This is a genomic window from Chryseobacterium sp. BLS98 (assembly GCF_001045445.1).
GTDB lineage: Bacteria > Bacteroidota > Bacteroidia > Flavobacteriales > Weeksellaceae > Chryseobacterium.
This window is the reverse complement of the sequence record NZ_LFNF01000002.1, coordinates 1,114,368-1,138,440: the sequence shown is the minus strand read 5'-3', so window position 1 is coordinate 1,138,440 and position 24,073 is coordinate 1,114,368. Positions and strand designations below refer to the sequence as shown.

General features: G+C 36.2%; 29 protein-coding genes and 1 riboswitch. Of the genes, 2 read left to right on the top strand and 27 right to left on the bottom strand.

Going from position 1 to position 24,073, the window contains the following annotated elements; genetic code table 11:
* Positions 1-11: 11 nt before the first annotated feature.
* The 4 genes from ACM40_RS10165 to ACM40_RS10150 are packed head-to-tail and all read right to left on the bottom strand — an operon-like array spanning position 12 to position 2,532.
* The gene (locus ACM40_RS10165) at positions 12-623 is read right to left on the bottom strand and encodes a class I SAM-dependent methyltransferase (protein ID WP_048502674.1); all 612 of its coding nucleotides are present in this window, start codon (positions 621-623) and stop codon (positions 12-14) included.
* Positions 624-630: 7 nt separating this feature from the next.
* The gene (locus tag ACM40_RS10160; protein WP_048502673.1) at positions 631-1,221 is read right to left on the bottom strand and encodes a hypothetical protein; all 591 of its coding nucleotides are present in this window, start codon (positions 1,219-1,221) and stop codon (positions 631-633) included.
* Positions 1,211-1,681, bottom strand: a complete 471-nt coding sequence (locus ACM40_RS10155; RefSeq protein WP_048502672.1) for an RNA polymerase sigma factor — start codon at positions 1,679-1,681, stop codon at positions 1,211-1,213. Before ACM40_RS10155 ends, ACM40_RS10160 begins: the two co-directional genes overlap by 11 nt.
* Positions 1,681-2,532 (bottom strand): alpha/beta fold hydrolase, encoded by an 852-nt coding sequence (locus tag ACM40_RS10150; protein ID WP_048502671.1) that lies wholly within the window; start codon positions 2,530-2,532, stop codon positions 1,681-1,683. Before ACM40_RS10150 ends, ACM40_RS10155 begins: the two co-directional genes overlap by 1 nt.
* A 462-nt stretch (positions 2,533-2,994) precedes the next feature.
* Between ACM40_RS10150 and ACM40_RS10145 the strand changes: the two genes are divergently transcribed.
* Positions 2,995-3,207, top strand: a complete 213-nt coding sequence (locus ACM40_RS10145) for a hypothetical protein (protein ID WP_040997349.1) — start codon at positions 2,995-2,997, stop codon at positions 3,205-3,207.
* 57 nt (positions 3,208-3,264) lie between these two features.
* Here the strand turns inward: ACM40_RS10145 and ACM40_RS10140 are convergent, their stop codons facing one another.
* The 3 genes from ACM40_RS10140 to ACM40_RS10130 all read right to left on the bottom strand — a co-directional run bounded on the left by ACM40_RS10140 (position 3,265) and on the right by ACM40_RS10130 (position 6,025).
* Complete coding sequence (locus ACM40_RS10140) at positions 3,265-4,557, bottom strand: MFS transporter (RefSeq protein ID WP_048502670.1); 1,293 nt, start codon at positions 4,555-4,557, stop codon at positions 3,265-3,267.
* A gap of 93 nt (positions 4,558-4,650) precedes the next feature.
* Entirely contained in the window at positions 4,651-5,184 is a 534-nt protein-coding gene (locus ACM40_RS10135; protein WP_048502669.1) for a hypothetical protein, read from the bottom strand.
* Between the two features lie 88 nt (positions 5,185-5,272).
* Positions 5,273-6,025: a DUF3575 domain-containing protein gene (locus tag ACM40_RS10130; protein WP_048502668.1), complete on the bottom strand. Its 753-nt coding sequence runs from the start codon at positions 6,023-6,025 to the stop codon at positions 5,273-5,275.
* Positions 6,026-6,330: 305 nt separating this feature from the next.
* Here ACM40_RS10130 and ACM40_RS10125 point away from each other — a divergent pair, with 305 nt between their 5' ends.
* Positions 6,331-8,418 (top strand): TonB-dependent receptor plug domain-containing protein, encoded by a 2,088-nt coding sequence (locus ACM40_RS10125; protein WP_048502667.1) that lies wholly within the window; start codon positions 6,331-6,333, stop codon positions 8,416-8,418.
* 63 nt (positions 8,419-8,481) lie between these two features.
* Here the strand turns inward: ACM40_RS10125 and ACM40_RS10120 are convergent, their stop codons facing one another.
* From ACM40_RS10120 to ACM40_RS10025, 20 genes are all read right to left on the bottom strand, one after another.
* A complete protein-coding gene (locus ACM40_RS10120) occupies positions 8,482-9,483 on the bottom strand; it encodes a T9SS type A sorting domain-containing protein (RefSeq protein WP_048502666.1) in 1,002 nt (333 codons plus the stop codon).
* A 137-nt stretch (positions 9,484-9,620) separates the two neighbouring features.
* The gene (ribB, locus tag ACM40_RS10115; protein ID WP_048502665.1) at positions 9,621-10,268 is read right to left on the bottom strand and encodes a 3,4-dihydroxy-2-butanone-4-phosphate synthase; all 648 of its coding nucleotides are present in this window, start codon (positions 10,266-10,268) and stop codon (positions 9,621-9,623) included.
* A gap of 90 nt (positions 10,269-10,358) precedes the next feature.
* A riboswitch (FMN riboswitch) is annotated at positions 10,359-10,484 on the bottom strand.
* A 145-nt stretch (positions 10,485-10,629) separates the two neighbouring features.
* On the bottom strand, positions 10,630-10,980 hold the full coding sequence (locus ACM40_RS10110) for a DUF2200 domain-containing protein (protein ID WP_048502664.1): 351 nt from the start codon (positions 10,978-10,980) through the stop codon (positions 10,630-10,632).
* Positions 10,981-10,989: 9 nt separating this feature from the next.
* On the bottom strand, positions 10,990-11,817 hold the full coding sequence (locus ACM40_RS10105; RefSeq protein WP_228376164.1) for an alpha/beta fold hydrolase: 828 nt from the start codon (positions 11,815-11,817) through the stop codon (positions 10,990-10,992).
* On the bottom strand, positions 11,798-12,346 hold the full coding sequence (locus ACM40_RS10100; RefSeq protein WP_048502889.1) for a dihydrofolate reductase family protein: 549 nt from the start codon (positions 12,344-12,346) through the stop codon (positions 11,798-11,800). The genes ACM40_RS10105 and ACM40_RS10100 overlap by 20 nt, the downstream gene beginning before the upstream one ends.
* A 116-nt stretch (positions 12,347-12,462) precedes the next feature.
* Positions 12,463-13,218 carry a hypothetical protein gene (locus ACM40_RS10095; protein WP_048502663.1) on the bottom strand — a complete coding sequence of 252 codons (756 nt, stop codon included), beginning with the start codon at positions 13,216-13,218 and terminating at the stop codon, positions 12,463-12,465.
* 85 nt (positions 13,219-13,303) lie between these two features.
* Positions 13,304-13,798 carry a tetratricopeptide repeat protein gene (locus ACM40_RS10090; protein ID WP_048502662.1) on the bottom strand — a complete coding sequence of 165 codons (495 nt, stop codon included), beginning with the start codon at positions 13,796-13,798 and terminating at the stop codon, positions 13,304-13,306.
* Positions 13,799-13,815: 17 nt separating this feature from the next.
* Entirely contained in the window at positions 13,816-14,229 is a 414-nt protein-coding gene (arr, locus tag ACM40_RS10085; protein WP_048502661.1) for an NAD(+)--rifampin ADP-ribosyltransferase, read from the bottom strand.
* A 25-nt stretch (positions 14,230-14,254) separates the two neighbouring features.
* Positions 14,255-14,773: a DinB family protein gene (locus ACM40_RS10080; RefSeq protein ID WP_048502660.1), complete on the bottom strand. Its 519-nt coding sequence runs from the start codon at positions 14,771-14,773 to the stop codon at positions 14,255-14,257.
* A gap of 117 nt (positions 14,774-14,890) precedes the next feature.
* Positions 14,891-15,562, bottom strand: coding sequence for a DUF2461 domain-containing protein (locus tag ACM40_RS10075; RefSeq protein WP_048502659.1), 672 nt, complete (start codon positions 15,560-15,562; stop codon positions 14,891-14,893).
* Complete coding sequence (locus ACM40_RS10070) at positions 15,534-16,055, bottom strand: hypothetical protein (protein WP_048502658.1); 522 nt, start codon at positions 16,053-16,055, stop codon at positions 15,534-15,536. Before ACM40_RS10070 ends, ACM40_RS10075 begins: the two co-directional genes overlap by 29 nt.
* Positions 16,056-16,111: 56 nt before the next feature.
* On the bottom strand, positions 16,112-17,059 hold the full coding sequence (locus ACM40_RS10065) for a serine hydrolase domain-containing protein (RefSeq protein WP_228376163.1): 948 nt from the start codon (positions 17,057-17,059) through the stop codon (positions 16,112-16,114).
* Between the two features lie 149 nt (positions 17,060-17,208).
* On the bottom strand, positions 17,209-17,865 hold the full coding sequence (locus ACM40_RS10060) for a TauD/TfdA family dioxygenase (protein ID WP_165579299.1): 657 nt from the start codon (positions 17,863-17,865) through the stop codon (positions 17,209-17,211).
* A gap of 28 nt (positions 17,866-17,893) precedes the next feature.
* Positions 17,894-18,217 carry a hypothetical protein gene (locus ACM40_RS10055; RefSeq protein WP_048502655.1) on the bottom strand — a complete coding sequence of 108 codons (324 nt, stop codon included), beginning with the start codon at positions 18,215-18,217 and terminating at the stop codon, positions 17,894-17,896.
* A gap of 306 nt (positions 18,218-18,523) precedes the next feature.
* Positions 18,524-18,949 carry an NAD(+)--rifampin ADP-ribosyltransferase gene (arr, locus tag ACM40_RS10050; protein WP_048502654.1) on the bottom strand — a complete coding sequence of 142 codons (426 nt, stop codon included), beginning with the start codon at positions 18,947-18,949 and terminating at the stop codon, positions 18,524-18,526.
* Between the two features lie 208 nt (positions 18,950-19,157).
* Positions 19,158-19,454, bottom strand: coding sequence for a hypothetical protein (locus ACM40_RS10045; protein WP_048502653.1), 297 nt, complete (start codon positions 19,452-19,454; stop codon positions 19,158-19,160).
* A 70-nt stretch (positions 19,455-19,524) separates the two neighbouring features.
* Complete coding sequence (locus tag ACM40_RS10040; protein ID WP_165579298.1) at positions 19,525-20,757, bottom strand: DUF2268 domain-containing putative Zn-dependent protease; 1,233 nt, start codon at positions 20,755-20,757, stop codon at positions 19,525-19,527.
* Positions 20,758-20,830: 73 nt separating this feature from the next.
* Positions 20,831-21,745, bottom strand: coding sequence for an alpha/beta hydrolase family protein (locus ACM40_RS10035; RefSeq protein WP_048502652.1), 915 nt, complete (start codon positions 21,743-21,745; stop codon positions 20,831-20,833).
* Positions 21,746-21,977: 232 nt separating this feature from the next.
* Positions 21,978-22,595, bottom strand: coding sequence for a hypothetical protein (locus tag ACM40_RS10030; protein ID WP_048502651.1), 618 nt, complete (start codon positions 22,593-22,595; stop codon positions 21,978-21,980).
* 296 nt (positions 22,596-22,891) lie between these two features.
* Positions 22,892-23,974 (bottom strand): transglutaminase-like domain-containing protein, encoded by a 1,083-nt coding sequence (locus ACM40_RS10025; RefSeq protein ID WP_048502650.1) that lies wholly within the window; start codon positions 23,972-23,974, stop codon positions 22,892-22,894.
* Positions 23,975-24,073: the final 99 nt, after the last annotated feature.

Sequence of the window (24,073 nt, the reverse complement as noted above, 5' to 3'; positions counted from 1 at the left end):
GATTCGTTTGGCTATATCTTTTTAAAGCTGCAGAAAACAAAATTCTGAACCGTTCCAAAAGGAGTGGTATGATCCTGAGTAAAACATTTGATTTTCGTAAAATCTGATCTGAATTTTTCAGACAATGCAGCTTCGTCATATTGTTGAATATCCAGTCCGCTGCATTTTTTCGGACCGTCTTTTGAAAAAGTTCCCAGAATCATAAATCCTGTTACCCATTTCCCGGCTGTACTCACGTATTTTGAAATCTGTTCCTCCTGGGTCAGAAAGTGAAAAGCAGCCCGATCGTGCCAGATATCGTAAGTTTCCGGAGGTTCAAACATCGTAATGTCTGAATGAATCCATGTCACCTGATCAGCTTTTTCTCCCAATCTTTCCTTTGCTTTTTCCAGGGCTTTGGAAGAAATATCAAGAACGGTAATGTTTTCGTATTCTTCCTCAAGAAGAAAATCAACCAGATTGCTGTCTCCGCCGCCAATATCAATAATTCTGGCTTCTTTTCCCAATCCGAAGGAACGGATGAGGTCAAGTGATACTTCCGGTTTTTCCTGCGTCCAGCTTACCTCGTCCGGAGTTTTGGTTTCATATACATTTTCCCAGTGATTTCTGCTGTTATCGTTCATTGGTAAATTAATCTTTTAACTGATTGTTTATTTCTTCAAATTTATCAATTAATCCGTTAATTTTTGCCTGCTGCTTCTTGATAGTTTTCGGCCTTAAATAAAACCAGTTAATGGCTATCCATGCTAAAGTAACGACATATGCTGTTACTGCATAAATGAATTTCATCCTTGATGTATATTCATACATATAAAGACAGATTCCCGCGAACAGAAGAATGAAGTACAGGTTCAGCATGGTGGTTTGCATGAACTTTTGCTTGTTTTTCAGCAGATACAGACTTTGCAGATACTCACTGTTAGTCAGGTTGTTGTCAAGCCTGTAAAAGTTCATAAACAGTTGATTATAGGCAATTAAAAAAATAACCATTGCTACAATCACCAATACAATCCCGATTTTTGTTGTCAACATCTGAGGCTGATAATGATACCATATCATTCCGATGAATACGCAGGTTATGATTAGCAAAATATTGGTGACAACCAGCTTTCTTATATTTTCATTCTTAAATTTTTTCAGTCTGCCAAGCAGTTCTTCTATACTGGGCTTCTCAGCAGTTTGCTGTTTCCAGAGATTTTTGAAATCTATATTAGTAGCCATTTTCTTTGAATCTTTTAGTTAATTTTTCTTTTATCCTGTGGATCTTTACCCGTATGTTCGATTCGGATAAGCCTACGATACCTGCAATTTCTGCCTGCTTTACTTCTTCCAGCTCGAGGGAAATAATAATCCGGTCCGTCTCCGGCAACTCCGAAATAAATTGGTAAAGAAGCTGTATCTGAGGTTCCAGAGATTCCTGCTTTTTTTCTTCAAGATTGGCCGGCAGATCTGCTTTACTGAATCTCTTCTCTTTTTCAATCTGCTTTAAACAGTTATTCGAAGCAATTCTAAAGATCCATGTCCCGATACCAGATTCATGCCTGAATTTCGGAAGCTGCTGCCAGACAATGATAAATGTTTCCTGTGCAAGATCCTGTGCGAGCTCGGAATTGTTGACATATCCCATACATAAACGGAATATCTTCTGCCAGTATAGCTCGTATATATCCTCAAATACCATTATTTGGATGATAAGAAGTTATTTAACTGTTCCAGATACCATTCCTTATCGTCGTACATAATAAAATGGAGCCCTTTTGAAGCATATCTCATATCGGCGTTTTTTAAATTTTTATATTGGTTTTCAATAGCCGGTTTAAAATTAACAAAATAAGATTCCAGAAGCACAAGGGTAGGACACTGTATGTGCTGGATTTTTTCCCTGAGATCAGTATTGGAGAAATCGCAGTACATTTTTGCGAACGTTGTCCTGTCCGATTTCATACTCCAGTCGATTACTGTTTCCTGCATAGAAGCATCAGCAACAAGACGGGGAATAGTACCGGCTTGCATTTGTTTAAATTGTTCATCTGTCATGGCTTTTAATGTATTTACGGTTGCAGTACAGTCATTATTCTCTTTAGCTTTAAAGTTTGGATCCGATAATGCAGCGAGACAGGGAAGGGTATCTACAACAGCTATTTTTGAGATTAGCTCCGGGTAGTCTGCAGCCAGTGCCATAGCCAGTCCGCCTCCCATGCTGTGCCCGATAATAATGGGGTGTTCAATTTTCTGATCTTTGATGTAAGCTGCAATTTCTTTTTCCCAGCCTTTAAAACTGGCATCAGGCTGTGGTTTTACCCCTGCGAATCCCGCCATAGTAAGCGTATAACATGTGAAGTCTTTTTCAAATTTTGCTGTCGCATCATTCCAGACCTCCCCTGAAGAGGCGAATCCGGGAATGAAAAGAATGGATTGTTTTCCTTTGCCTGATTTTTTTACTTCAAACGGATAATTCTTAGTTTGTCCGAATATATTGCATGCTGCAGCAAAAACTAACATTAGGATAAAGAAGATTCTGTATTTTTTCATTTCTATAAATTTTTAAGGTGAATGTATCTTTTAGAGATCTTCTTTTTTAAAATGTTACAGAATATTTTAAAATATTTGCAATTGTTTGAAAATTTCTAATTTTATTACTTTCTGTAATTTATTTGCAAATCATGTCTGTACATGATTTTTAATAAGATTTCCGGGAAAAAACTATCTACCCAATGAGATTGGTATTGTTTATTGAAAACAATTACTTTTTCCTTTATTGGCAGGACTTTCAAACATTTTTTCTATGAAAAGTGATGGGCTTAAAATTATTTAACAATCATGAAAAAATGTAAAATCTACAGAAAATCATTAAATTGAATAAAAAAATAGCACTTCACTTGTTATTATATTGAAAAATTCACTATTTTTATTACAGATTTAGAGGGTGCCCCGCTTAACTTAAGGGGGCTAAGTGTAAAGTTGATTTTTTTTAATTAAAATCCAAAAATATAAATGAGCAATATACAAGATGAATTTAAAGTCTTTAAAGACGAGCTAAAAAAACTGAATATCGACGTACAGAAAGTAGTGAAAGTAGGGAACGGAAGCATGGATTTCCATGAGGTTTTTTACAAGTCACCAAGATACCAGGAAATAAAAAGTGTGTATGTCCAGCGTCATAATCTGGATAGTATGGTGGAGAAATTTAAAAAGGCTTACCATTAAAATATAAAATTTGGCGCCGCAAAGAATCTGCAGCGCCAAATTTTATAGGCTTGTTTGCTAATCTTTATCCAGTGCTGAGGTTTTCTTCGTGTCTTTCATTCCGGCGTAAACGATCAGGGAAAACAAAATACATCCGGTAATATACCAGTAGAAGTAAGGCTCTGTTCCGGACTGTTTGAACCAAAGCGCAATATATTCGGCTGTTCCTCCGAAAATAGCTACTGTAAGGGCATAGGGAAGTCCTACTCCAAGAGCTCTGATCTCTGAAGGAAAAAGTTCAGCTTTTACCACTGCATTAATAGAAGTATAGCCGCTCACAATAATCAGGGCGGCCATGATCAGGAAAAATGCAGTCCACATCGATGTTGTGGTGCTTAAAGCGGTGAGAAGAGGTACAGTAAACAGTGTACCAAGGATACCAAAACCTAAAAGCAGTGGTCTTCTTCCGATTTTATCAGAAAGTGCTCCGAAAGCAGGCTGCAGACAGGCAAATATAAATAATGAGACAAAAGATATCAGCGTCGAATGTTCTTTGGTGAGATGAACAGTATTAACTAAAAACTTCTGCATGTAAGTGGTATAGGTGTAAAATGCCAGGGTTCCGCCTAAAGTCAGCCCTACTACTGTAAGCAAGGCTCTAGGGTGTTTCAGAAGCTCTGTCACTGTTCCTTTTTTCTTTTCATTCACCTCTTTTTTGTTTTCAAAAGCTTCGGTCTCATGGAGATTGGCTCTTAAATACAAAGCAATTACCGAAAGTAATGCACCGATCACAAAAGGAATTCTCCATCCCCATTCCTCGAGCTGGGTTTCCGTTAAAAGCAGTTTCTGCAGAATCAATTGAATTCCTAACGCGATCAGTTGTCCTCCTATCAGCGTTACATACTGAAAGCTTGAATAGAATCCCCTGCGGTTGTCTGAGGCCATTTCACTGAGATAAGTGGCAGAAACACCATATTCGCCACCGACACTTAATCCTTGTAATAACCTTGCAAGGAGCAATAAGGCAGGTGCTAAAATCCCTATAGTCTTGTAAGTTGGAGTAAGTGCAATAAGAAGCGATCCAAAAGACATTAGCAAAACAGAAAGCGTCATCGCTTTTTTCCTTCCGATCTTATCGGCAATACTTCCAAATACCCAGCCTCCGATTGGTCTCATCAAAAAGCCTACGGCAAAGATACCTGCTGTATTCATCAGCTGGGCATTCATATCAGAATCAGGAAAGAATGAGTTTGAAAAATAAATGGCAAAAGCGGCATAGGCATACCAATCGTACCATTCAACGAGATTTCCGATAGATCCGCCTACAATGGCTTTGATTCTCTGGCCTGTGGTAATGGAAGTTGAGTTCATGTTTATTATTTTTCAGGATAATCCTCCAATTAATGAGGGTAATATACAAATTTCACCAATATTTTACAGTTGATAAAGAGCTGTTGTCATCGTTTAAACGAATTTTTCTTCAGTTTTTTCCTGACTGCTAAATGGGTATAGCACGGCGGCAGCAATGCCATAAAAGATCAGTAAATGTCCTGATATGCCTCTCGTTTCCAGGGCTTCATAATGATGGAATTCCTGTTCTGTTAAAAATTTGATGATCTGCCCGTGATTTTGCAGCACATATTGTTCGTCCTGAATTCCGGTAGTGCCTCCAACGTTTATAAAGAGAAAAAAATTAATAAATCCATATAGAAAACCACCAATAGCAAGACATTTCAGCCAAAAGGGGGTGTCTTTAAAAAGAATATTCTGAAATCCGACAGGGTTTAACCTGTTCAGGATATTAGAAGATTGATATTCCTGCAGGTTTTTATTGTTTTTAAGCTTGAATACTGTTGGAATCCAAACGGCAAAAACTCCGATTCCAAGAACGAAAATAGGAACGTATTGAGCGAGATTAATATCTGCAAAAGTGGAAATATGTATAATCAGTGTTATAGCCCATGCAGTGATGGCAAAATAGAATAAAGCTTGTTTCATGCTGAAAAATATGAGGCTAAATATACAAATTCAAATAAATAAACCGTCTCTGAAAAAGAAACGGTTTAATAATATTTAAATATGATTTTTAAAATCTATACCCAATAGATAATCCACTTCTGAAGCCTGCCCACGGCCCGTCTACTTTTACTTTTGCCCCGTTGGCATTGGTTTCTACTGTGTAATCTACAAAGGGAATATCAAGGTTTTCAATTTCTTTTTTAAGTTGAGCCTGCATTTCCGGCGTTAGTGTATAATTGCTGGTCATAGTAAAGTCGCCTTTTCCGCTTCCGTAATGGGCGCCTGCAATCCAGAAATCCAAAACCAGATTCTGGCTTCGAGTAAGAAAGAATTGTACGCCTACCATCAGGCCGCCGCTGTTTCCACTTGTGCTTCCCTGGCCTTTAAGCGGTATCTGATATGTGTTTCCATCAATAGCGTCATAATCATAATAAAAATCAAAGCTGTTGGAAGAGACGTCGGAGTACCGGTAATAAGGTGCAAAATAAAAACCTTTTCCGTATCCTTTACCGATGTAAAATCTGGGCTCAATAGTGAAGTTAGTGGCTTTTACCCTCAGATTCTGAAATCTTTTTTCATCTTCATCTTTTAAAAAGGCATTAATAAAGGGTACTTTTCCCTGCGTCATAGTTCCAAAACCTATATTGAGAGAGAACCATTGGTTAATTGCTCTTTCGTAAGACAGGTTGATATTTCTGAATGCATAGGCTGTGACATTCGTCTTGATTATATTCATTTTTTCGGAGGGAACAGCCTGAAGTTCCTGTGCGCCTGCTTCTGAAAGCAAGAAACAAGGGATTAAGATGAGGAGCTTTTTCATGACTTTATATTTTGTGATGTAAAATAGTATCAGCAAAAAACGGGCAATAAATCAATAATATTTCAATATGGTTTAATTTTTAGCTTTAAAATGTTTAAGTGATTGTTGTTAGTTCTGTCTTTTTATGTGAAAGGGGCAGGGGCTTTACATTTAAATATTATTCTTAATAATAAAACTATAATATGATGAAAAATACCTGTTGAAATCTAGCAGTTTATCTTTATTTTTCAATGAAAACTTACAAGTGATGTAACAAATACCGGATATTGTATGTCTTATTTTTATCAACATCATTATTTCTGAATATGAAAAAAGTTCTATATCCTGTATTTTTTCTTTGTGGAGTTTTTGTCTTTTCGCAGGAAGGTGCAAAAAATGATACCATTGGTCAGGCATCCACAAAAGAAATCCAGGAAGTAATCCTGAAATCTCAACGTAAGAAGCAGTTTGCGGACAAATCTGTTTACACCTTTGATAAAGAGGCTTTGGAGAAAGCAAGGTATGCAAAAGATTTACTGCAGACCTTACCGGAACTGCAGCTTGATCCTGTTTCTAATACGATTACGAGCACAAAAGGAGGAACTTCTCTGTTTCTGATCAATGGGATAGAGGCTACAGATCTTCAGATCCGCAGTGTGGCCCCAAGTGAAGTGGTAAAAGTGGAGTACTACGATATTCCGCCGGCAAGATGGGCTTCAAGGGCGGAAACAGTCATTAATATTATTACGAAATCCAATGAAACCGGGTATGTTTTTGGTGTAGATACCATGTCGGGATTAACCACTGGATTTGTGAATGCATCTGCCTATGCTAATTTTACGAAAGGAAAGAATAATTTTGGGCTGGAATACTTCTTTAATTTAAGGGATTACGATGACAGACAAGTTCAGAGCATTTATGATTATCAGTTGAATGGCGAGCATTACCGCTCGGATGAGAACAGGAAAGACCATTTCGGATATACTTCCCAGAATATTGCTTTACGCTACACCCGGATGGTGCCCGATCAGTATGCTTTCCAGGCTAAACTGAATATGGATATTGTAAGCAGGTTTTCAAAAGGCACCGGAGAAAGTGTGTTTACCAGAGACAGTTTCAAAGAAGAGCATGAAATGTTTAAAAACAGCGGTTCTAGTTATGCTATTCCCAAATTGGACCTGTATTACTCTAAAAAAATCGGCTCTAAGGATGAGCTCAGCTTAAATGTGGTAGGCTCTCATTACAGTACCAATACAACAGAATCTGCCAGAGAATGGATTGTTCCATCTGGAGTTTCAGTGTATGATAATGATATGATCCTAAAAACAGAACAGACTAATTTTGTCGGTGAGCTTGCCCATACCCATGATTTTAAGGCAGGAAAACTTTCTTCCGGCTACCGTATTTCAAGTACTGCTATTTCTAATAATCTGAATAACCTTGCAGGGCATTCGGAATACAGCGTCAATTATCTGGAGCAGTATTTTTATACAGAATTTTCAGGAAAGGTAGATAAATTCAGCTACAGAATCGGCGCGGGACTTACGAATATTCATAATAAAAGTGCAGCAAACACTTTCGATGAGTGGTCATTTACCCCAAAAGTTATTTTAGGGTATCAGCTTAAAAATAACCAGAGCCTGAGACTGACGAGCAGCTACAATCCTACAAGTCCATGGAGCAGTGCACTCAGCAGCAACGTGGTTCAGCTGGCTCCGAATATTGTCCAGAAGGGAAATCCTTTTCTGAAGTCACAGCAGAATTTTTCCAATAATTTGATTTACTCTTTTAATAATAAGAAATTCGATTTCAATGCAGCTCTTTTCTATCGTTATACGGATCGTGTGATTAATCAGTATTATATTCTGGATGATACTTTCGGAGGCTATGCACTGACTTATGAAAACGGGAAAAATTCCCAGCGGTATGGTATACAGCTGTCCGGATCTTATAAACCGTTTGGAAGCAGTCTGCTTGTATTGAAGGCAGTGCTGACGCCTACTTCGGAAACTTTAAGAACGAGTAAAGGTGCATTGATCAAGAATGATTATCTCGCGAACAATTTTTCGGTTTCTTCAGAATATAAATCCTTCAGTGTACAGTATATGGTCAATATCCCGGTATATACACTGAGCGGAGCTTTCCTTAATACAAATGAGAACCAGAATCATCTCTTTGCCGGTTACAGACTCAAAAGCTGGAGTTTTACCGCAGGAATGTACTGGATTGGTATGCCTTCAGAATATAAAACAAAAAGCCTTCCGGAAAGTTTGGTAGATTATAATGTTCATACTAAAATTATGAATAATAAATCGATGTTTGTTCTAGGAGTTAGTTTTGATTTCTCAAAAGGAAAGAAAACGGAGATCCAAAGAAAACTGAATAATGAAACTGCCCCTGCAGCTACTTTTTAAAAGCAAGTTTGAATGTTAATAAGAAATCCCCGTTCCTTTGTAGGAGCGGGGATTTTGTTTTTATTATTTCTTGATGAATTTTGTATTCTTTGTATCTGCAGCATTTTTTCCACTGATCTCTATGAAATAAGAGGCTGGTGGAAGATCTGAAATTTGAATATTTCCGGATTTTACATCTGATGTTTTAACCAGTTTCCCATCCAGACTGTAAATATTTGCTTTGGAGTAATTATCTGTATTTCCTTTGAAGCCGATAAAGTCCTGTGCAGGGTTAGGATAAACCACTAAATTTTCTTTTTTTACTGTAGTATTGCTGGTTGACAGGAATGCTTCGTTTAAAGCTAATGCGGTGCCTACTGTCTGGTTGATACTCAACAATGGAACACTCACATTTCCGCTTGTAGAATTTAGCAGGGCATATCTGTGAGTGGCGTCGTAATAAGCATAGGATGTATTGGTAGCTGTCCCGATAGGGCTGGCATAAACAACATCAAAAGATGAATATAGATTAAGGTTCTGGGTATATTTTACTCTAAGAACATTAGTGTATGTTCGGTTACCTACAATCAGGGTTCCGTATGCATCAGCCTGGGCAGTCATTGTGCCACTGAATAATCCGTTGGCAACAGATGACGAGAAAGTTCCTTTGGCTGTATCATTTTGTGCCGGTCCATAAGTGGTAGGATAATTATTATAAGTACCATTGTCTACGCTGAAATTTAAGGTAAGCTGTGGATTTATAATTCCTGTAATTTCCAGTTTAGTAGCGGAGGCTTTATAATAAACGGTTGTTGTTCCGTCTATCATTTTGATGGTAGAACCCGGAAATGTTGTTATTTCAGCAGAAGTAGGAGTGGAATAGGTCGTTACTGACGAAATTCCCATAGTAAGACCTCCGTTTGAAAACGTAGTGTTGGCTCCTGTTGCGGAGTTGTTTACGGGTCCGGTTGCATGATTGTAATTGATGACGTTTCCGGAAATAGGATCATTGGCTGCTTTTGTAAGCGTAATCTGCGCAGAAAACAGGGCAGATGCTCCTAATAAAAGGAGTAAAGATTTTTTCATGGTTAAGATTTTTTTTGTTAAAAATAATCAAAAAATAGTATTAAAATACCAAATTTAATTGTTTATTTTTAAATTTTTAATAAAAAAGCCTGCTGGTAGCATCAGCAGGCAACTTTGTGCGTTAAAAATGTTTAAGTTTAATTGCTCATCACCATTTTACGGTAAGCATAAATGTCTTCAATGGTTACGACGCTCATCTCCTTTTGAGTAGCAAAGTCTACAATTTCAGGAAGTCTTGCCATAGAACCGTCTTCATTTGTCAGTTCACAAAGTACGGCATCGTCACCAAGATTGGCCATTTTTACAAGATCTACGCTGCCTTCCGTGTGGCCGCGTCTTTCGAAAACACCGCCTTTTTTAGCAATCAAAGGAAAAACATGCCCCGGGCTTGCGATATGGCCAGCCTCTGCATTTTCTGCTACAGCAGTTCTGATCGTTGTTACGCGGTCCTTAGCTGAAACCCCGGACTCAACACCTTCTTTGGCTTCAATAGAAATGGTAAATGCGGTTTGATTTTTTGAATTGTTGGTTTCCACCATCGGACGGAGGTTCAGGTGCCTGCTTTTTTCCTCTGAAATGCATAAGCAAACGATTCCACTGCATTCGCGGATCAGAAGTGCCATGTCCTTTTCTGTAATAGTGGATGCGGGAAAGATGATATCGCCTTCGTTTTCGCGGTTTTCATCATCTACCAGAAGAATTCCTTTTCCCTGTTGTAGTTTTAGAAGTGCATTTTCTACACGTTCTGTGGAGGTTGCTCCAAATTGTTCTAATAATTTTTCCATGTTATTTTACTTTTAAAAGTTAAAATAGTCTTCGGTACATGGAAATGAAATACGGCACAATAAGCCCGTAAGGAATCTTACTGACCGTTTCATTTTCTTCTCCCATCCAGACTTTAACTGTCGGTTCCGGAATTTCACCAGATCAGTCTCTTCCGAAGAAGAGAGTCGCGGACTGTAACCGCCGGTAGGGAATTTCACCCTGCCCCGAAGAAAACTTATACTAAGTTTTACTGTATGTTTTGATTTAAAATTTTTATTTCATTGATTATATTTAACGCACAGGCTGCTAATTTCGGGAAGTTTTTTGGAATGGGGAAGAGTTTGATTCAGTTAGTTGTATTTTCAGTTCAAAACAGTTGGGTTATTCCCTCAATATTTTCTCCATCTTCTTTCCTTTTGCCAACTCATCAATAAGCTTATCCAGATACCGGATATTTCTCATCAGTTCATCTTCAATATCTTCCACTCGGTATCCGCAAATAACGCCTTTGATTAATGAAACATTAGGATTGATCTTTGGTGCCTGCTCAAAAAATGTTTTAAAATCAGTTTTATTATCTAATATTTCCTGAAAGCTTTTTTCATCATATCCGGTTAGCCAGAATATAATCTCATCAACTTCGGATTTTGTGCGGCCTTTCTTTTCCGCTTTTTGGATATAATGCGGATAAACGCTGGCAAAAGAGGTAGTGTAAATTCTGGTGTTCTGCATGGTTTTTAATTAATGACCACTTAATTCTTTAAGAATATCGTCAAGAATCCTGTTGAATTCTTCAGGGTTTTCCAGCATAGGATAATGTCCTGTTCCGGACATTTCAATATAGTTGTAGTCTTTTAAATACTTTCGGTTGTTTTCAATATTCGTAGGAAAATTATCAGAATTGATGGCTCTTACCGGGACCTGAATTTTCGACGCATCTTCCCTGAAATCTTTTTTATACAAAGGCTTGAGAAGCTCAATGGCAGTTTCCGGGGTATTTTGAAGAAATTCATCCTGTAATTTCTGTCTTACATCTGCCGGCGTTTTGTCTGCAAAAAGGTATTGTGGAAGGATGTTTTCAACTGCATTTTTAAAATCGTTCCGGTAATGTACATACAGAACCTGCTCAACCTGTTCTTCTGTAAAAGTTTCATCCAGGTTTTTAACGGTATCTATCAGGATAAGTGCTTTTGTTTTTGGAATTTTTGAAGCTGCTTCAAGAACATAGGCTCCTGACATTGAATGTCCGACAAGGATAATCTCCTGTGAGCTGATCTGGTCTGCTACTGCTTTGATGTCATCTGCATACCGTTCACTGCTCCATTCTGTCCTTGAAGTGTCAGATTTTCCGTGTCCTGCAAGACTCATTTGTACAATATGATAGCTGTCTTTAAAATATTCCTGCTGGCCGTTCCACCATTCTGCATTGCCAAGCCAGCCGTGTACGAATAAGAGGGCTGTATTTCCTTCTCCGCTTTCTTTATAATGTATTTTTTGTCCGTCCCTGGACTGTGCATATTTTTCCATATGATCTGTTGTAGAAGATTGTTTATTTGTTTTGAGGCTCATAAATAAGCTGTACGACTCCGGACCTGAAAACATTGGTTGTGATCAGTTTCAGCTCCAGCCTTTCTCTGAGGTCTTCAAACAGAGGTTTTCCGCTTCCTAAAGCAATAGGATGAACAGAAATCCTGTAAATATCAATAAGATTCAAATTAATAAAGGTATTGATAAGGTTAGCACCACCGTAAAGCCAGATATTTTTGCCGTTTTGTTTTTGTATTTCTTTTACTTTTTCTTCAATATCAGAATTAATAAAAGTTACATTTTCATCTTTTCTGTCCTGATTTGAAAAAACATATTTATTTTTCGAGTGAATAGTGTTCCAGAAACCTTTTTCTTCGGAACCTGCATTTTCTTCCGGCTGATGCTTTCCCCAGGCATCATAACTTACCCGCCCGTAGAAAATCGTGTCAATACTGTCCAGAAACTCATTAAAGTTCATATCATCGTCCATAATGCACCAGTCTGTTTCACCATTAGGTCCTTCAATAAATCCGTCTAAAGTGATTGCAAGGTCCAGAATTATCTTCCTCATATGTTGCATAATTTATAGTTGTATACTTATAATAATACAGAAAAATGGTCTGAATACAGACGTTTTATTTATAACAAAGCCTAAGATTCGCATTTCGAGATATGATTTTAAAAATATTATTTGAAGTTAACTCTTTCTTCATGATAGCCACTGATTTTGCTGCTGCTCCCTTTTAACAGCTTAGGATTAACTTTTCCTGCTTTCTCTGCTGTGAATTTAAAACTCATTATGGAAAGGAGCTCTCCCGGCTTAGAAAATTTTTCTTTTTTAAGAGTGTAATTTCCGGACGGGCCAATCTTTAGGGTGTCTTCCGCCTGTTCTATAAAAGTTTCAATATTACTTTCTTTTGTTTTTACTTTAACACTTTTAGAAAAATACAGGACATTGACATCATGGAGATCAGACCATCGGATCGAGTAATCCTGGTTCAGCGGTGCTTCTTTACTATAAATAATATTCTTCGAACTGCTTGTTTTCAGAGAAGGAATGCTGGCTAAAAAGAACTTTTTTCCGTTGGACAATTGAATGTGGAGCTCGTAACTGTTATTTTGAGGCGGAACGTTCTTAGCCCGGTAATCGTAGTATTTGGAATAATATAGCTGTTGCATAACTTTGTATTCCGCTTTTTTTCCGTTTACCAAGATCTGTACAGAATCGTTGCCGAATTCCTTTCCTTTTTTATCATACAGAATCGCGGAAACGGAATTGTCGTTTTCATCCGTTAAACTCTGGTAGATTTCAATTTCGGCTTTTAAATCGGAAATATCTTCAATTTTAGATGCAGAAACTGGTTCTGAACAGGAATTGAGCAGGAAACAGATACAACACAGAAATATAGAAAGTTTTGTCTTTACATCGCTGCTGGTTTTCATAATGTGATGTTTTTTGGTGTGACGGAATAATTTCCGGAGTGTTAAATTACGAAAAGTAACAGAAAAGGGATGTCTGTGAAGTTGCTTACTTAATGAGCTCCTTGGAATAATTATACACTGATTTATTATACCTCGGCAAATGTGCGGATAGTGATTCCAGAACCAAGGACAATGCTTCTTTATCATTGTTGACCGAGGAAAGTGACAGTGCCAAGAAAGCATTCACAGCATCATCCAGCTCATCAGAATAGTTTTCTTTTTCCTCTCTCAATATTTCTATGCTTTCGTGGAATTTTCCATTATTTCGTAAAGTGCTTGCCAATTGAATCCGGGCTCTTCTCCTTCGTAATCCTGTAAGACCTATCTCTAAAGCAGATCTGTAAAGTGGCTCTGCATTTTTTTCGAATCCGGTGGAATCGTAGGCACAGGCTCTTTCAAAATCTGCAATGGCATTGGGTTCACCGGCAGATATTTTGTCTGTATGTACTTTTATTCTGTCAATGAAATCATCATTGGAAATGGTTCCCAGCTGATTCCATATGGCTTTCAATTCTTCTTCCCAAAGTTCAAAATCTTTCATCTTTTAATAGTATTTTATCAGTCTTCAATGGCTTCAATACCCTGGTCTTTCAGCTTCTGAAGATGGTCTTTCATGGCTTTAAGCTGCTCTGGAGAATGTCCCTGCCATTCTTTTACCTCTTCAATGACCTTAAAAGGATGCTGGGAACGGTAGGATTTTGTTGGATTACCGGGGAATTTTTTATCGGTTAAATTGGGATCGTCTTCAATAGGCCCGGTTGGTTCCACAATGTAAATTCTTTCTTTTCCCTCTCCAAATGCTAACTCTGCGCCCCATGTTGCGGCTTCTAAAGTGGCTGAAAGATAAATGTATTTTGCTTTTCTCTTAGTCCCATAATTTGAGCTGAAGCCAATTTCGATGAGATCTCCGGCTTTAAGGTCGGCTTTAGTGCCATGGTAGTAGGTTATGGATTCTTCAGGGTTTGAATTCATTGTTCTGGTTTTTTAAATGTAAAATTTATACTTCAGATTTTATTTCCGAATCTTTGTAGACATTCCAGAAGTTGTAGTCGGTCATTGGAGCGTCTGTTATTCCCACATTGCGTCCCATGGTTACAATTTGTCCCCTGTGATAGGTCCCATGAATGATTACGTGTTGGATATACTCGAATTTGGAAAAATCGCACTGGAACCAGGGAGATTCAATTTTTACATTTTTAGCTAAATCTTCTTCAGATAAGCTTTGTACATAATCCATCAACTTTTGGGAATTGGTTTTTATGCCGTTAAAAATTTCGTCTTTAGTCACTGCAGCTGAAATTGCGGCAAAATCGAAATCACTGTTTTCTGCAATGTAAGCCCACCAGTATTCCTGAGTTTGCCAGATGTGATGCAGGGTTGCCAGGATCGTCGGAAAGCTGGAAATTACTTCCTGGTTAAGCTGTTCGTCAGATTTGGTTGAAAGCCAGTCGATATACTTGTTAACAACCCAGTTGTTGTACTGAACACTGTTCGTGATTAATGTTTTTAAGCTCATGATGATTAATATTTTGTTTGGTGATTTTGGTGAGATAAAAATAAGTAAAATATTAACCGGATTTTAAAATAACAGAAAACATCTTAATGAAATCATCATCAATGTTTTATAGAGGCTTTAAGATAAAGGTTCTCCATTTAAATCCGTAGTAAGAACTTCACTCATATAATCAAAAAAAGGACGCATGGCTAATAATGTGAGAAGTGCTTCTTTCTGAAATCCGTCTGACAGTACTTCCTTATCTGTAAATTTCCGCCGTACAACATATTGCTTTTTCCGGATCAGATCTATACCGGGATGATCTTTTTCAAAGCCTCTCGGAGCTGTTTTTACAGCGTCTCCCTCAATTTGCCCGAAGTATTTTACAAATGTTTCTTCGGAAGTGATCTTTTCAATTTCTGCGGTACTGATTTCAAATTCCTTGCGTATGCGGAGCAGGTCTTTAGCATCAGGTCCCCAGAATCCTCCTCCCACGAAACTGTTGCCGGGCTCCAGATGAATATAATATCCACCTCTCAGCATCGGTTTTGAACGGGAATATCCGACTCCGAAATTGGTTTTGTAGGGTGTCTGGTCTTTGGAAAACCGGACATCCCTGTAAATTCTGAAAATATGGATTCCTTTTAAATTATCGTATTCCTGAAGTTCGGTATAGATATGATTAAAAAACGCTTTATTTTCTTTGACAACCACATCATATTCAGGTTTGTGCAGGGCAAACCATTCTCGGGTGTTGTTTTTTTCCAGCTGTTTAAGGAATTTAAAGGTCTTTTTCATGGTGTCTTTCATACAGTTTTGTTTTTGTAAGTCCGTAATTATTGATTCTAATAGTTGGAGAATTTAATTCCCAATCTGGGAGATGGTTATACAATTCATTGGTTAACTTTTCAATTCCACGTAAATGGCTATTGAATTCATAACTACTTTTGTCAGTAATTATTTCCAGACCTGTTTCTCTTTTATGATTTGAAATTGGGATACTAAATGAATACACTGAAATAATTTCATCCCACTTTATAAGTTCCATCGGGGTCTTCTGTTTATTATAAAATCCATCATTTGTATATTGAAAATCGCCATTATATTTCTCTAATTGATTGGCTTCTTTTTCAACAGAATCATAATCTTCATCCCTGGGAAAATATATTTTTGCCCCCGAAAAACAAATAGCAACAAAACAGGTAAAAATAATAAGATAAGATATTCCTTCGCTATCAAGAATGGGATAGTTAAGAAAAGTCAATGTTATAACAATACAGCTTATCAAAATTATTTTTTTCAAAATACAATTCAATTATTATAATTAACAAAAATGTAAGGGAAAGGTTTTTTCATCTTTTATGGATTGTTTTTTTGATGAAAACTATGTTTTTCGTTTTTCAAAATGGCTGTAATGGCGTCAGAAATTTCAAATAACTTTCCGTTATGATTATTTCCTAAAAGGATAATGGTAAACTTTTCATTCACATCAGACACCAGAAGGGCTTCATAGCTACCGGCTCTTCCATCATGTAAATGCTTAACTAATTTCCTATTCATGTACTTTGCCTGTCCCAGAGCTGATTCAGTTTCCGGCAGATCATAATGCTGTCCCAGCTCAAACAACGAACTCGCACTCATTATTTTATTGGAATTAAGACAGTCTGACCATTTCTGCAAATCTTTAGCGGTTAGATAAGTTGCGCCAGTTATGGGCAGATCTTCTTTGTCTGCCACTAAATCATTATTAAATCCTCTGGCTATGTTTTTTTCATTTTCAAAAGGAGTCATTATGGAAGAATTCATTTTGCAAGGTTTGAAAATGAATTTTTCCACATACGTTTTAAAGCTCATACCTGCTAATCTTTCAACAATGAACTGACGTAAAAATAGATTATAGATTTTATAATCGTATTTTGTGCCGGGCTTGAAATCCAGTGAATCCACAAGTTGAAGACCATCAAAAAGATCTTTATCATTTTTAATTTTTTTCCAGTTTACGTCGGGAATACCGCTTGTGTATTGCAACAGATCTTTTATAGTAACTTCATTAGCCCATTTTGGTAATTCAGGGATGTATTTGGAAACATGATCTTCTATTTTCAATTTTCCCTGTTCCTGTAATTGCATCAATACCACGCCACTGAATTCTTTGGTGATGGAACCGATATGAAATCTGTAATCTGGTGTTAATTTTTTTGTTTTTTTGGCATCTGTAAAGCCAAAAGAGGCATTGTAAATGATTTTTTTGTTTTTTGAAACCAAAACATTTCCATTGAAAGCTCCTGTTTGATTCGAACGTTTCATTAAAGAATCAATTTGATTGATCTTGTTGGTTTGGGAAGGTATATTGTTTATTGGAAGTAGGAGAATAGTGAGAAATAAGAAAAGCTGTTTATAATAAGCCATGATTAGTTTAGGTTTTTGAATAAGTTTGTTAAACTTTGAAAGCCGTCTTAATTTATTGTAAATCTGATTCTTTTTAATAATCTATTGGAGTTGATATCAATAGCACTTCGACCATGCAGCATCAAATCATTTCTAAATAAAATCAAATCTCCTTTTTCCAATCTAATATTGAAAGCAAGATGTTTGAAAAGTTTATCAAAATTATTTAATTCCTCAATTTCGGATTTATTAAGTTTTGAAAAGGATTCCATAGTAATTCTATCATAACATATTGTATAACTTCCGTTTTCTATTTTTAAGATGCTTCTTTCCTGATTTCTGAATTTCCATTTTTTGTTTAGCAGTTTCTGTTTTTCATCTTCTGATAAATGCTTTAGCAGGCTACTGAGGAACATAAAATTATTTGTACCCTGTTCTTCACTTGCAGGTTCTACACAGAGTAAACCTATAGTATTTGGAATTGAATCAAAATCAGCACAGTCGGTATGTAAAGGGAAAGCTAAATTTGAGTTGGCAATTGACGTGAAAAAATTATTATAACGGGCTATTTTTACATCAAAAACTGCTTTGCCATTGCTATTTCGTTTTTCGTTTAATGCTATTCCCAAGCGATTAATGAATGACTGTAGTGCATCATCATGTAGTGGAAACCCTTTGATGATTACCAAAGGATTTTTATGCCGTAAATTGTCTGCTATTTCCAAACAGTTGAGATTCTGTCTCCAAATATAATTAATTGACAAGTCCGGTTTCTCCATTTATAAATATCAATAATTCTCCGCTAGCCCCATATTTAGGGAAATCATAAATTTTTTCATCTAAATTCTTAATCACAGTATAATCATCAAGTTCAATCCCAGATTTGAAATAATACCTGCAAGACACTTTTTCAATAGTATCCTTCCATTTTAATTCTGTGTATGCGGGAATATTTCTCAGCTCATGAACCTTAGACAAGAGTTCTCCAATCGATGAGTTTTCATCAATGTTTATTTCAATAATTTCTGGGGGAGTTTCGTTCTCAAATGAAAGTTCTGTAAGTAATTCAATTTTCATCTTGTATAATTTTTTTGTAAAATTAAATTAATAAATGGGACTAGGAAAAAATAACATAGTTATAAAAATACTTAATTTACTTTCCAAAAAGTTAGGAAACTTTTTTAAAGTTGAGTTGTCTTTATCTTTCTTTCAAGAACGGTGCATTCAGCATCTTGGTAAGATGAATATATGGGTTTAGTATATTTTCCGGTAGGTTATCATAGATTCCCTCGCTAACACACGAAAGTATTCGTACGGTAGCGAGGGGAATTCAAAGTTTTTTTCATCTGTAGGATAGATTTTTAACAAAGTTAAATTAGGATCTTAATTGATAATTTCAGCATCTGGATTTTCCCGAAGTCTCGCGATTCTTTCCCGCCAGTTTTGGAGCTCTCCATCAGTGAGTTTAATCCATTCTGTTATTTCTCCAACAATTTTTAAGGGTACTGTACTTCGGTAGGATCGGGTAGGGTTTCCCGGAAACTTTTTATCGGTTACGTTAGGATCATTTTCAAATTCTCCTGTCGGTTCTACGATATAAATACGTTCATGACCATCTCCTTTTGCCAGTGCAGCGGCCAGTCCCGCCCCGTTTTGTAACGCCGTAAAGTAAATATGATTCATGGTAATCTCAGGATAATAATTCGATTGGAATCCGGCACTGAGCAAATCCCCAATCTGTAAATCAGCTTTTGTACCATGGTAGAATGGACCCTTATCAAGAATTTTCCCGTCTTTTTTGTTTTCCATTGTGAAAGTGTTTTTTGAAGTTAGAAGAACCTGTAAACTTAAGTAATTGTTTTGAAATGAAAAAAAATAGAACGGTTAGTATATTAATTGCCTCGGTCGCTGACCGTTATACCACTATGTTCTTTGCAGAATTCGAAAGCAGTTGCAAGTGAAAGTTCAACTAGGATTTAACCCCGCGTTTTGCGAATACAATGTTGGCAGAAGTTTTTTATAGTTCTGAAAATTTTACGTTGCAAAGATTTAAATCCTTTTGTTTATTATTAGGTTCCCATCCTTGTTTTAATCCATATTTAATTGCTTTCTCTACAATTGATGGAGTAATTTGAGTATCTATAACTTCTTGATTTTCGTTTTGAATGTAATCGAAATTCATTAGTAATTTTTGCCCTGAATTTTCTTGTAAACAGATAATTAAATTTATAATATTATCATTTCCAGTAGCTATCCAACAATATTTAATGTTTTCAACGATAATTAATCTTGATGTTTTTTTTGGAAGTGCCATTACATTAAATAAGTTTTTATTAGCATTTTATTGAATTGTGAATATAGAAGATTAGAAGGAATATGCGGTTCTAAAACCAATTGATGATCTCATATTTTACTTTTGTATTAGGTTTTAATGCTTCTAAAGAAATATTACTGCCTTTTTCTATTCCTGAAACTTCAGCTTGATTTTCCCAACTTCCTTTCGTGAATTTAAATTTTGCCGGGGTGTGTAATTTTAGGGTTATTATTCTTTCATAATCACTTTTTTTATTCAGTTTTATCTTATTAGGAATCCATTTTCCTAATTCTTCCTGATTTCCGGTGATATAAATTTCATCTTCTTTATGAGGAACTTTTACAGTGATGGATACCTTATAAACTTCATCTGAAAATATTTGATAGAATTTATCGGAATCTTCATTTTTAGATTTTTGATAACTTTCAATATATGAACTTAAAAAGCCACTTTCTTTCAAAAATTGCATTGGATCTTTTATGTGTAGAATATCATCAATAGCCTTTTTCTTATCTTCTTGTTTATTAAAATAGGCTTCCACAATTTTATATCCCATCCAATATCCTAAATCGTTGGGGCGGTCATCTTTTTTTGATGTTTGATACAGCCAGTCTTGTGTATCTTCGCTTTTTAGTCTGCTGACAAATTCCTTACATAGTTTGTCAAGATGTTTATCTCCATATTGGAAGCGGGCAGAATTTATATTTTCCCCCGAAATAAGTTCTCCAATAAAATCTGCTCCTCCTTCTAATAAGGATTGTTTCAGTAAAGTTTGTTCTCCCTCAACATTTTGCTGAAAGTGAATTAATTCGTGAGCAGCAAGTGCGGGAAGACCATCAAGATTTTTTATGACTTCAGTTCCAATAATTAACCCGTCATTTGTAGAGGTTCCTCCTGAATATCCTAAACCATAAACCAAATAAATGGGTGGAAACTTAGCTTCAGGATACCAATATTTCAGAGCGCTATAAATGGCCCGTAACCTTTTTTCTTTCGATGGGATGTCATTGATTATATTTCGTGTAATTTCGTATTCAGATTTTTTTCTTTTAACATGAGCATATAAAGAATCTGCGCTCATTACTCTGTAAGGAAATGCCTTTAAACCAACAGAACCGTTTTGTAAATACTCTTTAAATGGATTTTCTTTTGAAGTTTCCATTTTGTCAAATGCTCTCCAAAAATTGGTAAAATCCCGGGTTTCAAAAACTGCATTTAATGGACTTTCTGAAAAATTGTTTTGCCCGAAAGAAAAATTAGAAATTATTAAAAGAAAAATAATAGTTAAAACTTTGAAATTCATTTTTTTGATTTTAAACGCAATTTTGTATAGAAATGTTACACGGGAGAAAGAGTATTGTCGAATATCCATTACGTTAATGTTGTTTTTGGTTTTTATTTTGAAGATTCAGATTTTTTAATAGGGCTTTCTGCTTCATCCATTGTACAGCAATATGAACAGGAGCCGTATCATCGCTGGAAGAAGTATTGTGCCCCAGTTTAGAAAAAAGAGTGTATTCAAAAGGTTTGCCCTGAACTTTAAGGGTATTCAATTGCTCTATACACAATTTTACCGGAATCTGTATGTCTTTTTCACCGAAAAGCCAAAGCCCGGGAATTGAAAGCGTATTCAAAGAGGTTTTTGGGTCAGTTGCCACAAACTGATACCTGTCGGGATCATTTCTGGTATGTTCAATGGCATCTGCTTCCGTATGATTTTCCCAAAAGCTATTGTTCCCATTAGTATAAAACTGAAACCGGAGCTGTTCCAGAGTTGTAATGGTAGGGCAGCTAAATAAAACAATAAAATCAATTTGTGGATTTTTGCTTGCAGCAATAGGGATGATCCATCCTGCCTGACTGAAACCTACTATTCCAATGGGTGTTTTTTTATCTTTTAAATAGTTTCTAAATGTTTTTACTGCTGCATTGGCATCGTGAGCCAATAAAGTAAGATTAGTAGGGTCAATATTATTGGTGCCAACAGATGGCCCTACGTATACACCACCAGATTCTCCAACTCCACGTTTGTCGTATGTGAATACAGCAATGCCTTCTTTGGCAAGACGCTTTGCGAATTCCATTTCTCTTTTTACCGGATCGGATCCGTGAACAATGACAACTGCTGCAAAGGGGTTTTTAGGTTGTAAAACTGAGCCTGCGAGAGTGATACCCTGGCTTTCAAACTTTACATCCTGAACGGTAAAGTCGGTTGATTGGGAAAATACAATTTGTGGTAAAGCTATCAATAACAGCCAGAAATATAAGTCAGAAAAAGAGTAGATTTTCATAGATCATGGTTAGTTGTCAAATATAATACAAAAAATCCGCCCTATAGAATAATAGAGCGGATGTATATTAAATTGTTTCAGCGACAACAGGTACAACATTCCCGGTACTTTATCACGTATTTTCATAGCTGGCTCGTGTTTTTTCACTTCAGATACAATTGTTCGTTAGTATGGCAAAATGTTCAATAGAATTCCTGCAGCCTGCTTTGGCAATACCTTGTTGGTGGCGGGTTTATTCTTCCCAAGAAACGACCCCGCCTGCTTTTGTGCAGTCTGGTACATAAGTGTCCGACTGAATTAAAAAATATTCTCCTTGTGGATTTTTGTCAGTTCTAATTTCAAGTTCAAACGCGCCAGCAGAACAATCAATAACAAATAAATCTTTCCATTGTCTTGAATTAAAACAATCCTGTATTGAACCTAAATTGCATGTTCTACAAATATTGATGCTTGTCCAGGAGGTCCAATTCGGACTATTGATAAATCTAAATCTATAGCTTGTGAAACAGCGGTTAGATTTGTTAATGAAAACGATTAAATAAGGGTTTCCTTTAGTCTCCACTTGTTCAGTTGCTGTTGCTGTTAAGTGTTGGATAGATACAGTATTACCTTTACTTATATTTTCAAATTGTTGAAGGTTTGAAATATCAATTTCATCAAATGTATTGGGACATTTTCCTCCAACATATACCCCTTTAATTGCAGAACATTGCTCGGGTGTCATTTGAAAGCATTGAGGTCGACCAGATGGCGGAGTATAGATACAGGCACCAGAAGCTAAGTTGTTCTCATTGGTTTTTTCTAATTCTAATAGAGCGGCCAATAAAACATCTTCATTTTGATTTTCCATAATAATTAAATATTAGGTTGCCTACTTTGTAATACGGTGTTCAGCTTGTCCGTTATTTTTATGATATCAAAGTTGTAAAATAAGCCGCCGCCTGTCAATTACCCTTTTGTGTAATTTTATGGAAATTCAAAAACAAAAAACCGCCCTTTAAAAATAGAGCGGTTTAATGTTTTTTGAAAAGATTTTTTAAATTGATTGATTCTCAGTGAGAAACTCACACCAGTATGGATAATTAACTATCTTGGTTAATTTTATCTATTTTTTTAGAATTTGTATTGTGATCTCTTTGAAATTGCTTAATAACTATAACCAGGTCTTTGATTACCTGGGTAGGCAGGATTTATAATAAAATCACCATAAGGATAAAGTTTACCATCTCCATTGATATCTGGAACTCCCCAGGCATTGCCATTATATGCACTGTCTTTAGGAGAATTGGCATCCATTACCATGACATTTGTTGCTCCGTTTTGTCTATAAATAGATTTGTTGTCATAGGCATTCCACAGGGCATCAAGGTGTTTCCAGGTTCCATTATCTAACCATTCTACACACGCATGGGCGGCAGGCTTTCCATTGTAATTAAAAGTGAGGAATTTCAAGACAGAAGGAATGCCCAACGCTCTTAACATTGTTATTTGGATAACAGCCCATTCATCGCAAATACCTCGATAGCCTAATTGATCAATTATCAGATTATCTGCCCAAGTAAACTCACCAATATGAATGATGTTACCATCATAAAGCATTTTTTCTTTAGTTTTTAGAAATATTCGGAATACTTTATCAGTAACAGTAATTGCCGGACCGCCCCATTGTGATGCCAGAGCTCTGTATTTGTTTAAATGGTGTAATTCATTTTCTTCAAGCCAATCATTATACCCAAGTGCAGTTGTTGAAAGGGTAGTTTTTTCAGGCAATTGTAGGGTATTGATTTTAATTAGTTGATTATTGTTCGAAATGTATTTTTCGACTGTCTGGTTTTCAAGAAGATCAATCTCCCAGTTAACTTCATTTTGGGTCCAATCTATTTTGGGTCTTATGGCAAGAATATTCTCTTTACTTTTAGCAACCCGATTGGCCTCAATTAAACTGAATAGCCGATTTGATTTTGAGTTTAACAGATCAAAAGTCTTATGTTCAAGAATTTCTGATTTTATTTCAGTTTCATTCTGATTTTTGCTTTGTTTTACATGGAATGCAATTATGTCATTTTTATCAGGGGATTGAATAATAATATCAAAAATTCCTTCGGAATCCGGTTCTGTTTCGTGCCAGATTTGAGATCCATGAATCCTGTTCCATTGTATAAAATCTTCATTTCTTGCGATTTCGGGGTGTCTTCCTATTAAGTGAATAGTACTGTTAAATTGACTCATTTTTTTAAATTTAAATTATGCCTACTCTGTCCGTTTTCGGCTTATCGGTTTCTACCAAATGTATCAACGTAATTTAAATTCTGGAATAACACTTTTGTG